At 67.8% G+C, this 11,873-nt stretch carries 11 protein-coding genes, 1 tRNA gene and 1 other RNA gene; 6 read left to right on the top strand and 7 right to left on the bottom strand.

The window, feature by feature from the left end; all coding sequences use genetic code 11:
* Positions 1-143: 143 nt before the first annotated feature.
* Complete coding sequence (locus tag ACN0RJ_RS15480) at positions 144-1,673, bottom strand: M10 family metallopeptidase C-terminal domain-containing protein (protein ID WP_417724829.1); 1,530 nt, start codon at positions 1,671-1,673, stop codon at positions 144-146.
* Positions 1,674-1,895: 222 nt separating this feature from the next.
* Between ACN0RJ_RS15480 and ACN0RJ_RS15475 the strand changes: the two genes are divergently transcribed.
* The gene (locus tag ACN0RJ_RS15475; protein WP_417719720.1) at positions 1,896-2,219 is read left to right on the top strand and encodes a hypothetical protein; all 324 of its coding nucleotides are present in this window, start codon (positions 1,896-1,898) and stop codon (positions 2,217-2,219) included.
* A gap of 227 nt (positions 2,220-2,446) precedes the next feature.
* On the opposite strand, the gene ssrS is transcribed toward ACN0RJ_RS15475, so the two are convergent.
* From ssrS to ACN0RJ_RS15460, 3 genes are all read right to left on the bottom strand, one after another.
* A non-coding RNA gene (gene ssrS, locus ACN0RJ_RS15470) (6S RNA) lies at positions 2,447-2,603 on the bottom strand.
* Between the two features lie 54 nt (positions 2,604-2,657).
* Positions 2,658-3,428 (bottom strand): hypothetical protein, encoded by a 771-nt coding sequence (locus tag ACN0RJ_RS15465; RefSeq protein WP_417724828.1) that lies wholly within the window; start codon positions 3,426-3,428, stop codon positions 2,658-2,660.
* Positions 3,425-4,798 (bottom strand): hypothetical protein, encoded by a 1,374-nt coding sequence (locus tag ACN0RJ_RS15460; RefSeq protein WP_417724827.1) that lies wholly within the window; start codon positions 4,796-4,798, stop codon positions 3,425-3,427. Before ACN0RJ_RS15460 ends, ACN0RJ_RS15465 begins: the two co-directional genes overlap by 4 nt.
* A 109-nt stretch (positions 4,799-4,907) precedes the next feature.
* Between ACN0RJ_RS15460 and ACN0RJ_RS15455 the strand changes: the two genes are divergently transcribed.
* On the top strand, positions 4,908-5,369 hold the full coding sequence (locus tag ACN0RJ_RS15455; protein WP_417724826.1) for an MmcB family DNA repair protein: 462 nt from the start codon (positions 4,908-4,910) through the stop codon (positions 5,367-5,369).
* 33 nt (positions 5,370-5,402) lie between these two features.
* Here the strand turns inward: ACN0RJ_RS15455 and ACN0RJ_RS15450 are convergent, their stop codons facing one another.
* Positions 5,403-5,597: a DUF6324 family protein gene (locus ACN0RJ_RS15450; RefSeq protein ID WP_417719716.1), complete on the bottom strand. Its 195-nt coding sequence runs from the start codon at positions 5,595-5,597 to the stop codon at positions 5,403-5,405.
* 78 nt (positions 5,598-5,675) lie between these two features.
* Between ACN0RJ_RS15450 and ACN0RJ_RS15445 the strand changes: the two genes are divergently transcribed.
* On the top strand, positions 5,676-6,158 hold the full coding sequence (locus ACN0RJ_RS15445) for a GNAT family N-acetyltransferase (RefSeq protein WP_417719715.1): 483 nt from the start codon (positions 5,676-5,678) through the stop codon (positions 6,156-6,158).
* Positions 6,159-6,212: 54 nt separating this feature from the next.
* A tRNA-His gene (locus ACN0RJ_RS15440) sits at positions 6,213-6,289 on the top strand.
* Between the two features lie 60 nt (positions 6,290-6,349).
* On the opposite strand, the gene rhaI is transcribed toward ACN0RJ_RS15440, so the two are convergent.
* Both rhaI and ACN0RJ_RS15430 read right to left on the bottom strand, forming a co-directional pair.
* Positions 6,350-7,624, bottom strand: a complete 1,275-nt coding sequence (gene rhaI / locus ACN0RJ_RS15435) for an L-rhamnose catabolism isomerase (protein WP_417724825.1) — start codon at positions 7,622-7,624, stop codon at positions 6,350-6,352.
* Positions 7,625-7,716: 92 nt separating this feature from the next.
* Positions 7,717-9,816 carry a bifunctional rhamnulose-1-phosphate aldolase/short-chain dehydrogenase gene (locus ACN0RJ_RS15430; RefSeq protein WP_417724824.1) on the bottom strand — a complete coding sequence of 700 codons (2,100 nt, stop codon included), beginning with the start codon at positions 9,814-9,816 and terminating at the stop codon, positions 7,717-7,719.
* 186 nt (positions 9,817-10,002) lie between these two features.
* Between ACN0RJ_RS15430 and ACN0RJ_RS15425 the strand changes: the two genes are divergently transcribed.
* Positions 10,003-10,803 carry a DeoR/GlpR family DNA-binding transcription regulator gene (locus tag ACN0RJ_RS15425; protein WP_417724823.1) on the top strand — a complete coding sequence of 267 codons (801 nt, stop codon included), beginning with the start codon at positions 10,003-10,005 and terminating at the stop codon, positions 10,801-10,803.
* A 40-nt stretch (positions 10,804-10,843) separates the two neighbouring features.
* Positions 10,844-11,842, top strand: a complete 999-nt coding sequence (gene rhaS, locus ACN0RJ_RS15420) for a rhamnose ABC transporter substrate-binding protein (RefSeq protein ID WP_417719711.1) — start codon at positions 10,844-10,846, stop codon at positions 11,840-11,842.
* The last annotated feature ends 31 nt before the right edge of the window (positions 11,843-11,873 follow it).

Genomic DNA, 11,873 nt, shown 5'->3' with positions numbered 1-11,873 from the left:
CCGCGGGCAGCGCGATGCGCGCGCCGGGAGGCCGGATGCGGAAATCTGCGGCCGAAAGCGCCATGATCCCGGTCGGCCCGATCTCGAAATCGGGCAGGCCGTCGCCGCAAGGCCGAATACCGCAAGAACCGCGCCGGCGCCCGTCAGATCAGGAAATCCGCCTCGCTCAGATCCATGATGCCGTTGAGCTGGATCTCGAAATCCGGTCGGCGGTCGCCGTCCAGGTCGATCTGCACGATGGTCGCGACCGAGGAATGGCCGTAGCGCAATTCCCCCGGCGTGCCGCTGAAGAACGCCTCGCCCACGAAGGTGAAGGCCTGCTTGCCGCCCTGCGTCACATCCGCGTCGAAACGCGAGATCTCGATCCGGTCCTCGCCGCTGACGAAATCGGTGATCACGTCGCGATTGCCCGCGCCGACCCCGGATTCCTGCACCGCGAAATAGATGTAGCGGTCGCGCCGGTCGGCCTGGTCGCCGCCGGTCATCGTGTCCGCCCCGAGCCCGCCATAGAAGGCATCCGCGCCGTCCTGGCCCAGCAGCACGTCGTCGCCGCGCCGCCCGTACAGGCGATCCGACAGGCCTCCGGCGTAAAAGATGTTTTCCCCGTCGTCGCCGCGCAGCTGGTCGACCGTGTCGCCGGTGCGGAACACCTCGATACCGGCATAGGTGTCGCCCACCGCATCCCCGTACATCAGCGAGGCATCCTGCAGATCGATCCGGACCGAGCGCGTGGAATGTTCGTAGGTCACCACGTCGCGCCCCTCGCCGCCGTCGAAGGCATCGGCCCCGGCGCCGCCCTCCAGCGTGTCGTTGCCCTCGCGCCCGAACAGGCTGTCGTCGCCGCCGGCCCCGGACAGCCAGTCGCCCGCGACATCGCCGACGATGGTATCCGCCCCGGCGCCGCCGAAGATGTCGTTGCGCCCGCCCCAGGCCGACAGCAGCACGCTGGCGGTGGCGGGGCCGGTGATCTCCACCGCGTCGAGGCGCGCATCGTAGCGCGCCGTCAGGCTCTCGCCCGGGGCTCCGTAGAGATAGGTCAGCGCCTCCCGGTCGACGCTGCCGAGCGCGGTGGTCGACCGCGGACGATCGTAGGACATGATGGTGAAGATGCCGTTGTCATGCGCCGGGTCGATCACGTAGCTGCCCTGGAACGGGTGCTTGAACCCCAGCGCGTGACCGATCTCGTGCAGCAGGATCGAATAGCCGCGCTGTCCCGGCGCGATGCTGGCCGCGCTGTCCGCATAGAAGACGGAGTTCAGAAACACGTCCCCGCCGAGCGTGTCGCGCAGGTTGACGAACTGCGCCCCCGGCGGAACCGAGCCCGAGACCCAGTTGAAATCCGGGTAGTAGCCGAAGCCGCTCACCTGGTTGCCCGTGGCATTGTCGAGCCCGGTCATGTCGAACATTGTGAAGCGGATGTCGCCCCGGCCCGCGGGCACCTCGACAAAGGTCAGCCCGGCCGCCGCGCTCCAGGTCTGCAGCGCGGTGCGGATGTAGACCTGATGCGCCGCCGTGAAACCGTCGAAGCTCGCGGCCGAGCGGTCGTCGGCATAGGGCGCGGCGCTGTCCGGAAAGCTGTAGGTCACCACCACCGGCGTGCCGAGCGGGGCGAGCATGTTCCAGCGGAAATGCGGGGCATCCCCGATCAGGGACAGAACGTCGTTCGACGGCATGACGGCTCCTTTCACTCCTGCGGCGGTCCGGCACGGTCCCGCTCCCGGTCCATCGGACCCGGGATCGCCCGATGCGTCAACCGCAATTCGCGGCGCCCGCACCGCGGCGCCGGACGCGACGTCGCATCTGCCCGCCGGTGTCTTTTCGCCGCGCCGCATCACGAAACCCTTGCCCCGGCGCACGGCGGTATTACCTTCCCGTTACCAAGGGAGAGATCATCCATGCCGCAACTCGTCCGACTCTACATCCGTCAGTGCCTCGCGGGCTTCGGCCTCGCCACCGGGTTCGTGGCCATGCTGCTGTGGTTCGACGTGGGCAACCTCGGCCATCTCGTGACGCAGAGCGATGCGGGCGGCCTCGCGCTCTTCCTGCTGTGGTTCTTCAACGGGCTGGTCTTCGCGGGGGTGCAGTTCGCCATCACCGTCATGCGCATGGCCGAAGACGACGACACCCCCTCCGGCGGTCCCCGCCTCCGGGCCGAGCCGCTGCGCATCCGGGCCGACGCGCCGGCGCGCGATCGCCTCGCCCCGCGCCGCCGTCCCTGAACGCGGTCGGGCGGGCGCGACCGCTCCGCCACCCGGACCCCATCGAGCGAACAGCGCCCTCCGGGGCGCTTTTTCATGTCCCGGCGCGGCAATGGTACATCCGCGGCGTACCAGTCGTACGGCGCGTGTCCTCCGGCCGGGAAAGGGCCGTCATCAGGGGGTTTTTCGGGGGGAATGTACCCCACCGGCGTACGGGACGTACGCGGTTCGGGTACGAAAGCGAAGCGGCGGGAACCACATCTACCGTGGGGTTATCTCATTCCCGAGGACCTGTATATACAGGTGGGCGTCAGGTAACCGGACCAGGGCCCGGACAGAGCCAACTCCCTCGGAATTGCTTAAGGCCACCGGAATGCAACCATGTCACGAGAAGCGCAGAACCCGCCTGATCCCGAGATAATCCGCGCCCCGGCTTCCGGCAAGGGGGCGCCGCAAAAATCACTCCTGCGGCGCGGTCACGAAGCCGTAGCGTTCCAGCTCTTCGGGCAGAAGGATGTAGATTTCATCGGAAGGCGTTGACATTGCAGGCTGCATGACGCGCGGATCGAGGCCCATCTCGTCGAGATAGGCCATCACCTCGCCCTGGCCGCGCTGGATGCTCTCGACCGCGACAAAGGCCGGCAGAAAGGTGTTCTCGCCGAAGTAGTGCTGATGCACCCCGACCGAGGCGCCCTCCTCGATCTCGCGCGTCGCACCCCCGGCCAGAAGGTAGGGACAGGCGGAATAGCAGTATTCCCCGGACAGCATCCGGGTGCCGATTCCCCGCTCGCGCAGGTGCCGCCCGAGTTCGAGCGCGTCCCGTACGGAACCGCCGGGGCTCTGCAGGATCAGCGTCTCGACCTCCGGGGTGGCGGCGTCGATCAGCTCGGCGACCCGCGCGCCGTCGCCGTCGTCGATTCCGCCCTCCAGCCGCCACAGCCCGCCCGCGACCTGGCTCAGCGCCAGCCGGTCCGGCAGCTTGCCCGGATCGCGCAGCGGCGACAGGGGCGGCGCATCGCGCGAGGGGGTGAAGGTGCGGCGCTGATCGCCGGGCCGCACCGGGTCCGACAGGCGCGGCGTGTCGGGTCCGAAGCCCGGCAGCGACAGCCCGCCGCCGCCCTGCATGTCGCCCAGGATCAGCAGCCCGCCGATGCCGAGCTGAAAGATCAGCACCCCGGTCAGGATACGCGCGACCAGGTTGCCGCGCCGCGATCCGGTCGCCGTGCTCACGCGGATTTCCCCGGCAGGCGCTGGACTTGCGCCTCGTGCTCCGGCATCTCCCGCTCCGCCGTGGCGGGCCGCTCGGGCCCCGTGGCGGGCGCGGGGGGCGGGGTGGCGGAGGCCGGTGCAGGGGCAGGGGCGCTGCGGTCCGGCATGTGCTCCATCGCCTCCTCAACGTCCCGCGCGGCATGCAGGGCGGCGCGCAGTTCGGCCAGGGTCATGGTGTCGGAAATGCCCGCCCCGTCGCGCCCGTCGCGGATCGCGCCGTGGGTGATGGCCAGGATGAAGACCAGCACGGCGGGCAGCAGGTCGATGGCGATCGCCCCGGCCCAGGAGGGCACGAAGTTTCGCGCATAGAGGATCACCGCATCGGCGGAGGACACCGGCGTGTAGGTCACCTCGGGCGCCGGCGCCATCGTCATGACCTCCCGCGCCGCGCTCTCCAGCGTCGTCGCCCGCTGCGCCAGCACGTCCAGCACCGAGGTGATGGTCGCCGCCTGGCTGCCCCGGGTCTCCTCGGTCTGACCGTCAAGCTCGGGCAGCACCACGGAGGCCACGAGATCCTGCGCCGCCCGCTGCACCAGCGGCGCGACCGAGAGCTGGCGAAGCTGCGCGATGAGGCCCTGCAGTTCCACCGCCGATTCGGAGAATTCGACCGAGCGCGCCTCGACCGGGCCGGGCTCCACGGTGAGCGCGCGCATCCGCGACAGGATCGCGTTGCCCCGCGCAAAGGCATCCTCGACCGGGGCGGTCTGCAGGGCGATCTGATCCTCCAGCGCGGTCAGTTCCGCCGATTTCTGCCGCAGCACCCGGAACACCGCACCGCGCCCCGCAAGACCCGAGAGCGATCCCGCGGCCTCCTGTTCCGACAGGTCCTCGAAGCTTTGGCGGACCCGCGCCACGTCGCGCTGAAGGCCTTGTGCGGACAGGGAAATCTCGTGCGCGCGTTCGAGCGATCCCTGGTAGTCCTGCACCGTCCGGGCGAGGTGCTGTTCCACCGCCGCCGACCCGGCCAGCGCCGCGGCATTGAGCCAGGAGGACATCGCAACGATCGCCAGCGAGCCGACCGCCATCGCCCCCATCAGCCCGACCCGCCCGCGCGTCGTGCGCATGGCCGGAAACAGCCGCATGAGGTAGGACCAGAACACGAAGATCCCCACGGAGACGGCGACGGAATAGGCGATGGCGGCAAAAACCGACATGGCGCCGTTGTCGTCCAGCAGCGAGGACACCCCGAGATAGGTGTAGATCCCCGAGGCCACCGCCAGCACGCCGAGCGCCGTTCCGGAGAAGGTCTCCAGCCAGCTCAGGTGGTCCTCGAGTTCGCGCGCATGGCGCACACCGCGCGCCTGCGCCCGCGTCATCCCGGTCTCGTCCATGCAGGGGCCTCCTTGATATGCCTCCCGAAGACTTAGGGCGTCGCAGGCCGCGTTAAAGTGTCGGGCCCTGCGGGGTTGCATTTGTTCACGTATTGTTCATATTCGGGACATGGCTCTGATCTCCGACTCCTCGCTCCTTCCGGGGCAGTTGCTGGCCCGCGGCGTCTGCCGGCACCTCGCCGGTCACGGCTTTGCGGTGGTCGAGGAATTCGTCCCCGAACGCGGCAAGCGGGTCGATGTCATGGCGCTTGGCACCAAGGGCGAGATCTGGGTGGTCGAATGCAAGTCGAGCCGTGCCGATTTCATATCGGACGGCAAGTGGAGCGGCTATCTCGATTGGTGCGATCGGTATTTCTGGGCCGTGGACGACCTGTTCCCGACCGATCTGCTGCCGGAGGGAACGGGGCTGATCATCGCGGATGCCTACGACGCCGAGATCCTGCGGATGGGTCCGGAAACCAAGCTCTCCGGCGCGCGGCGCAATGCGCTGATCCGGCGCTTCGCGATCCACGCGGCCCGGCGCCTTCAGGCCATGCGCGATCCCGAAGCCCTGCTCGACGGCCGGGGCTAGGGGCGATCTTTCGACGACAGAACGCGCGCGGCGTCAGCGGCGCGGCTTGACCTTGCGGGCGGCGGCGGCGGCGGCGCGAAGTTCCTCGGCGATTTCCTCGGCCTCTTCGGGGTCGAAATCCATCGGAACCTCGAGATCCCCGGCCGAGATGAACAGGCGCACCATGCCCTGATCGGTCGGCCCGATCTGCAGGTTGGCTTCAAGATCGCGTTCGCTGTTGATGCCCATGGTGCCCTCGTATCAGAATGGGCCGGAAGTAGCCCCGGACCGCGCGATTTGCAAGTCCGGCAAGGAGGGACCGGCGAAATGACCGACGTGGAACTTGCGCCCTATACCGCGGCCGATCGCGACTGGCTGGTCGGGCGCCACCGCGCGCTCTACGCCCGCGACGAAGGCTTCGACGAGAGTTTCCCGGCGCTGGTCGAGGAGATCCTGATCGCCTTCGAAGCGGAGCATGACGCGCACCGCGAGCGGGGCTGGATCGCCCGCGAGGACGGCGCGCGGCTCGGCTCGATCTTCTGCGTGCGCCTTGACGACGAGACCGCCAAGCTGCGGCTCTTCCTGCTCGAACCCGAGGCGCGGGGCAAGCGGCTGGGGCAGCGGATGCTCGACACCTGCATGGCGTTCGCGCGCGCTGCCGGGTATCGCCGCATCGTGCTCTGGACCCATGAAAGCCACCGCGCGGCCTGTGCGCTTTATGCCCGGAACGGCTTTGATCTGCTGCGGTCCGAGGCGAAGGTCAGCTTCGGCCGGGCGGTCGTGGAACAGCACTGGGATCGTGCGCTCTGAGGGCGGAATTCGGGGTTGCAATCGTTCCGGATCGGCGCTAATTCCCCCGAACGTGCCGCCTTAGCTCAGTTGGTTAGAGCGCTTGATTGTGGATCAAGAGGTCCCCCGTTCGAGCCGGGGAGGTGGTACCACCCCCCCTTCGCACCGCCCGCTCCCGACCGTCGCCCGCGGACAACCGCCCCCGCGCGGCGTCAGACGATGCCCCCGCCCGCGCCGCTGACCGCCGGGCGCTCTTCGGCCACCCTCGCGCGGTATCCCGCGGCGCGGAAGGTCGCGACCGGGTCGATGGCGCCGCCGGCGTCGCGCCGGGCCATGGCGAGAATCGGTTCCACATCGGTGCGGAACGCGGATTTCAGCGTCGCGGCGGCCATCAGGGCATCGTTCTCGTCCTGGAACCCGGCCAGCGCGACGCGGTCGACCAGCAGCGCCTGCGCATAGGCGCGGCGCACCTCGTTGGCCGAGGACATCAGGCTTTCCACCGGATCGGTGACGTTGTGGCTCTGATCCAGCATGTGCGCGGGGGCAAAGCCGGGGCTGCCCTCGGCCGCGACCAGTTCGTTGAACACGAGGAACAGCCGGAACGGGTCGATCGAGCCGGTGTCGAGATCGTCATCCCCGTACTTGCTGTCGTTGAAATGGAAGCCGCCGAGCTTGCCGAAGCGGATCAGCCGCGAGACGATCATCTCGATATTCGCGTTCGGCGCGTGATGGCCGAGATCGACGAGACAGAAAGCCCGGTCGCCGAGCTCCTGCGCGATCAGGTAGTTGGTCCCCCAATCCTGAACCACGGTCGAATAGAAGGCCGGTTCGAACATCTTGTGTTCGGTGAAGAGGCGCCAATCTCCGGGCACGGCCTTGTAGATCTCGCGGGCCGAGTCGAGATAGCGGTCGAACTGCCGCCCCATGTCGGTCTGTCCGGGAAAGTTGGAGCCGTCGCCGATCCAGATCGTCAGCGCCCGCGACCCGATGGCCTGCCCGATCTCGATACATTCGAGATTGTGCTCGATCGCCTGCTGTCGCGTCGCCGCATCGGTGTGCGAGAGCGATCCGAACTTGTAGCTGAGGGACTGGCCGTCCTGGTCCTGGAAGGTGTTGGAATTCATCGCATCGAAAGTCAGCCCGACCTCTTCGGCCTTGGCGCGCAGGTCGGCGGCGGGGGCCTTGTCCCAGGGGATGTGCAGCGACACGCTCGGGGTGGCGCGGGTGAGCTGGTGGATCACCCCGCAATCGTCGAGCTTGTCGAAGATGCCGCGCGGCTCTCCCGCGCCGGGAAAGCGCGCGAATCGCGTCCCGCCCGTGCCGACACCCCAGGAGGGCACCGCCACGCCATAGGCCGCGACCCTGGCCCGGATCGCGTCGATGTCGATCCCGCGCCGGGCGAGATGCGCCCCGAGCGCCGCGTAGTCGGCTTCGAGCGCGGCGGCGTGTCGGTCGTTCTGCGCGGCGATGACGGATGCGTCGATCATGAATAATCCTCCCCTGGTGATCCGCGCCCGCGGATCGAAGTCGTCGCGGCAGGGCGGGGTGAGCCCGCCCTGCCGATGGTCTGTCCGGTCGTTCAGCGGGTGAAGGCCTGCACGTTGCCCGCATCCACGTTGAGAATGTTGCCGGTGGATTTGGCGGACAGGTCCGAAGCGAGGAAATAGGCCGCCTCGGCGATATCCTCGGGCAGCACCGACCGTTTCAGCATGGAGCGCTGGCGGTACATCTCCTCGAGCCCCTCCTTGTCGGTGCCGTAGGTCGAGGCGCGCTGGTCCAGCCAGTCGCCTTCCCAGATCTTCGAGCCGCGCAGCACCGCGTCCGGGTTCACCACGTTGACGCGGATTCCGGCCTCGGCCCCTTCGAGGGCGAGACAGCGCGCGAGGTGGATCTCGGAGGCCTTGGCGGTGCAATAGGCCGAGGCATTGGGCGAGGCGGCAAGGCCGTTCTTGGACGCGACAAAAACGATGGACCCGCCGAGGCCCTGCGTCCGCAAGAGCTTGAACGCCTCGCGGCTGACGAGGAAATAGCCCGTCGACAGGATCGCCATGTTGCGGTTCCAGAGGTCGAGCGTGGTCTGCTCGACCGGCGCGGACGAGGCGATCCCGGCGTTGGACACCACGATGTCGATGCCGCCGAACTCGACGGCGGCGCGGGCATAGGCTTCGGCCACCGCGGTTTCGTCGGTCACGTTCATCGCCACCGAGCGCACCACGTCCCCGGAATGCCGCGCCGCCAGCGTCTCCTGCGTTTTCGCCAGCGCGCCCTCGTCGATGTCGGCAAGCACCACGCAGGCGCCTTCGCGCAGGTAACGCTCGGCGGTGGCCGCGCCGATGCCGCCGGCGCCGCCGGTGATGAGCGCGACGCGGCCGGCAAGCGACTTGGGCTTCGGCATGCGCTGCAGCTTGGCCTCTTCCAGCAACCAGTATTCGATGTCGAAGGCTTCCTGCTCGGGCAGGCCGCGATAGGTGCTGACCGCATCGGCGCCGCGCATCACGTTGATCGCGTTGACGTAGAATTCGCCCGAGATGCGCGCGGTCGCCTTGTCCTTGGCAAAGGTGATCATTCCCACGCCGGGGACGAGGTAGACCACCGCGTTGGGATCGCGCAAGGCCGGGCTGTCGTCATGCTTGCAGCGGTCGTAATAGGCGGCGTAGTCGGCGCGATAGGCGTCGACCTGTGCGGGCAGGCTTTCGATCACCTCGTCGAGATTGTCGCGCGCGGGATCGTAGCCGATCACCAGCGGGCGGATCTTGGTGCGCAGGAAATGGTCCGGGCAGGAGGTGCCCAGCGGCGCGAGCCGCGTCATGTCGGCCGAATTGACGAAGGTCAGCACCGCGTCCTGATCGTCGAAATGGCCGACCATGTGCTGATTGCCCGAGACCAGGCCGCGGATGCGCGGCATCAGCGCGGCGGCCACGGCGCGGCGCCGGGCGGGGGGCAGGCTCTGATGGGCCGCGCCGCCGAAGGCCGGGGTGTCGGCGGTGCGCTCCTCGAGCCAGGCGATGCCCCGGTTGATGACGTCGAGCGTGCAGGCATAGCACTCCTCGGCGGTGTCGCCCCAGGTGAACAGCCCGTGGCTTTCCAGCACGACGCCCCGTGCCTCCGGATTTTCGAGGCAGAAGTTCTCGAGCCACAGACCCAGTTCGTAACCGGGCCGCTTCCAGGGCAGCCAGCCGATCGAATCGCCGAAGATCTCCTGCGTCAACTCCCGCGAATTTTCCGACGCGGCGATGGCGATGATCGCATCCGCATGCATGTGATCGACATGGGCGCGGGGCACGTAGGCATGCAGCGGCGTGTCGATGGAGGCGGCGCGCGGGTTCAGATCGAAGGTGCAATGGGGCAGGTAGCCGACCATCTCGTCCTCGTGTTCGGGCCCGCGATAGAGCCCCTTCAGCGCCCGCAGCTTGTCCATGTAGAGGGTCGAGAAGCCGTCGAGCTTCATCGAGCCGACGTCGCCGCCTGACCCCTTGACCCAGAGCACCTCGACCGTTTCGCCGGTCAGCGGATCGGCCTGCATCACCTTGGCCGAGGTATTGCCGCCTCCGTAGTTCGTGATTCGCTTGTCCGAGCCCAGGAGGTTGGAGCGGTAGAGCAGTTTCCCGGGCTCGCTCATTTCCGCCGCCCGCTCTGCATCCCACAGATTTCCAAGGCGATTTTCGACGCGTGTCAGCATGGTGATCCTCCCATCGGCGCGGCAGGGCCTTGCCGCTCGCTTGACGGAAAGCTGCGGGGCGCGAGGCTGTCTGTCAACCAGTTTCAATCATATTCGATCATTCTGCGGCGCAGCATGATCGAATATGAAAATTACTGATTGACTGATGCGGCGAATCGTCCATGCTGAAGACAACGGGAGGACCAGATGCACGAGACGGAACGCCACAGGATCATTCTTTCCGCCGTCCAGGAGCGGCCCATCGTGACCGTGGCGGAATGCGTGGCGCTGACCGGCACTTCGGAGGCCACGATCCGCCGGGACATCGCCACCCTGCACAAGGCCAAGCGCCTGCGCCGGGTGCGGGGCGGGGCCGAGGCGCTGACGCCGCCGCCGCTGCCGGGGCTGGCCGGACGGCCCTTTGCCTACAATCAGACGCTGCACATGGACCAGAAGCAGCTGATCGCCCGCGAGGCGGTGGCGCTGTGCGACGACGGCGAACCGATCATCATCAACGGCGGCACGACCACCTTCCAGATGGTGCATCCGCTGGCCAACCGCCGCCTTCAGGTGCTGACCAACAGCTTTCCCATCGCCGAGCATCTGCTGAAGAACTCCAAGAACACGGTGATGGTGCCGGGCGGCGCGATCTACCGCGAGCAGAACATCATCCTGTCGCCCTTCGAGAACGACATGACCCGGCATTTCTATGCCCGCCGCATGTTCATGGGCGCGCACGGGCTCGGGCCGATGGGCCTGATGGAGGCGGACCCGCTGCTGATCCAGGCCGAGGAAAAGCTGATCGACCAGGCCGACGAACTGGTGGTGCTGGTCGACAGTTCGAAATTCGACAACCGGTCGAGCCTGGTGCTCTGCGCGCTGGAGCGGATCGACGTGGTGATCACCGACGACGGCGTGCCGGACCGTGTCGCCTCGATGCTGGAGGCGGCGGAGGTGCGCCTGATCGTGGCGGAGGCGGGCCGGGCCCGGAAGACGGACGCGGGCTGAGACCCGCGGGACTGACAGCTCATCAATGGGAGGACATGACATGAGCATGACGAGGAGACTCTTCGGAGGCGCGGCGCTGGCCGCGATGATGCTCGCCGGCGGAGCGGCGCAGGCGCAGGACAAGGTGCGCATCGCGCTGGTGGTCAAGGCGCTGGGCATCGGCTTTTTCGAGGCCGCCGCCAAGGGCGCCGAGGAGGCCGCCAAGGAACTGGGCGACGTGGAGATCATCTACACCGGCCCGACCGACACCACAGCCGAGGGTCAGATCGAGGTCATCAATGCGCTGATCGCGCAGCAGGTCGACGCGATCGCAATTTCGGCCAACGACACCGACGCGCTGGTGCCGGCGCTCAAGAAGGCGATGCAGCGCGGGATCACGGTGATCTCGTGGGATTCCGGCGTGGCCCCCGAAGGGCGCGAACTGCACCTCAACCCGTCGTCCAACCCGCTGATCGGCAACATGATCATCAAGCTTGCCGCCGATGAACTGCCCGACGGGGGCAAGGTCGCGGTGCTGTCGGCCACCACCACCTCGACCAACCAGAACACCTGGATCGACGAGATGAACAAGGTGATGGGCAACTATCCCGGCATCGAGGTGGTCTCGACCGTCTACGGCGACGACCTTGCGGACAAATCCTACCGCGAGGCGACAGGCCTGATGCAGACCTATCCGGATCTCGACGCGATCATCGCGCCGACCTCGGTGGGGATCGTCGCCGCCGCGCGCGCCGTCGAGGATGCGGGCAAGGTCGGGCAGGTGAATGTCACCGGTCTCGGGCTGCCGTCCGAGATGGCCGGCGCGATCGAGAGCGGGGCGTCCAAGTCCTTCGCGATCTGGAATCCCATCGACCTGGGCTATTCGGCGGCCTACCTCGCCTACGAACTGGCCACCGACAAGGCCGAAGCCGGCCCCGGGGCCGAGATCCCGATGGGCCGGATGGGCACGCTCACCCTCGACGACAACAACGAGGGCGCGATGGCCGATCCCTTCGTCTACGACGGCTCCAACATCGACGAGTTCAAGGGCATCTTCTGATCCCTCCGCCCGGCGCGCGCCCTGCCGCGCC

The organism is Salipiger sp. (assembly GCF_048261495.1).
Lineage (GTDB): Bacteria > Pseudomonadota > Alphaproteobacteria > Rhodobacterales > Rhodobacteraceae > Salipiger.
The sequence above is the reverse complement of the archived record's forward strand: the minus strand, read 5'-3'. Positions and strand labels throughout refer to the sequence as shown.

What these genes read in the sequence shown, in the direction of transcription:
- ACN0RJ_RS15480 (WP_417724829.1), bottom strand. Translation starts at nt 1,673, where the DNA reads ATGCCGTCGAACGACGTTCTGTCCCTGATCGGGGATGCCCCGCATTTC.
- ACN0RJ_RS15475 (WP_417719720.1), top strand. Translation starts at nt 1,896, where the DNA reads ATGCCGCAACTCGTCCGACTCTACATCCGTCAGTGCCTCGCGGGCTTC.
- ACN0RJ_RS15460 (WP_417724827.1), bottom strand. Translation starts at nt 4,798, where the DNA reads ATGGACGAGACCGGGATGACGCGGGCGCAGGCGCGCGGTGTGCGCCAT.
- ACN0RJ_RS15455 (WP_417724826.1), top strand. Translation starts at nt 4,908, where the DNA reads ATGGCTCTGATCTCCGACTCCTCGCTCCTTCCGGGGCAGTTGCTGGCC.
- ACN0RJ_RS15450 (WP_417719716.1), bottom strand. Translation starts at nt 5,597, where the DNA reads ATGGGCATCAACAGCGAACGCGATCTTGAAGCCAACCTGCAGATCGGG.
- ACN0RJ_RS15445 (WP_417719715.1), top strand. Translation starts at nt 5,676, where the DNA reads ATGACCGACGTGGAACTTGCGCCCTATACCGCGGCCGATCGCGACTGG.
- rhaI (WP_417724825.1), bottom strand. Translation starts at nt 7,624, where the DNA reads ATGATCGACGCATCCGTCATCGCCGCGCAGAACGACCGACACGCCGCC.
- ACN0RJ_RS15430 (WP_417724824.1), bottom strand. Translation starts at nt 9,816, where the DNA reads ATGCTGACACGCGTCGAAAATCGCCTTGGAAATCTGTGGGATGCAGAG.
- ACN0RJ_RS15425 (WP_417724823.1), top strand. Translation starts at nt 10,003, where the DNA reads ATGCACGAGACGGAACGCCACAGGATCATTCTTTCCGCCGTCCAGGAG.
- rhaS (WP_417719711.1), top strand. Translation starts at nt 10,844, where the DNA reads ATGAGCATGACGAGGAGACTCTTCGGAGGCGCGGCGCTGGCCGCGATG.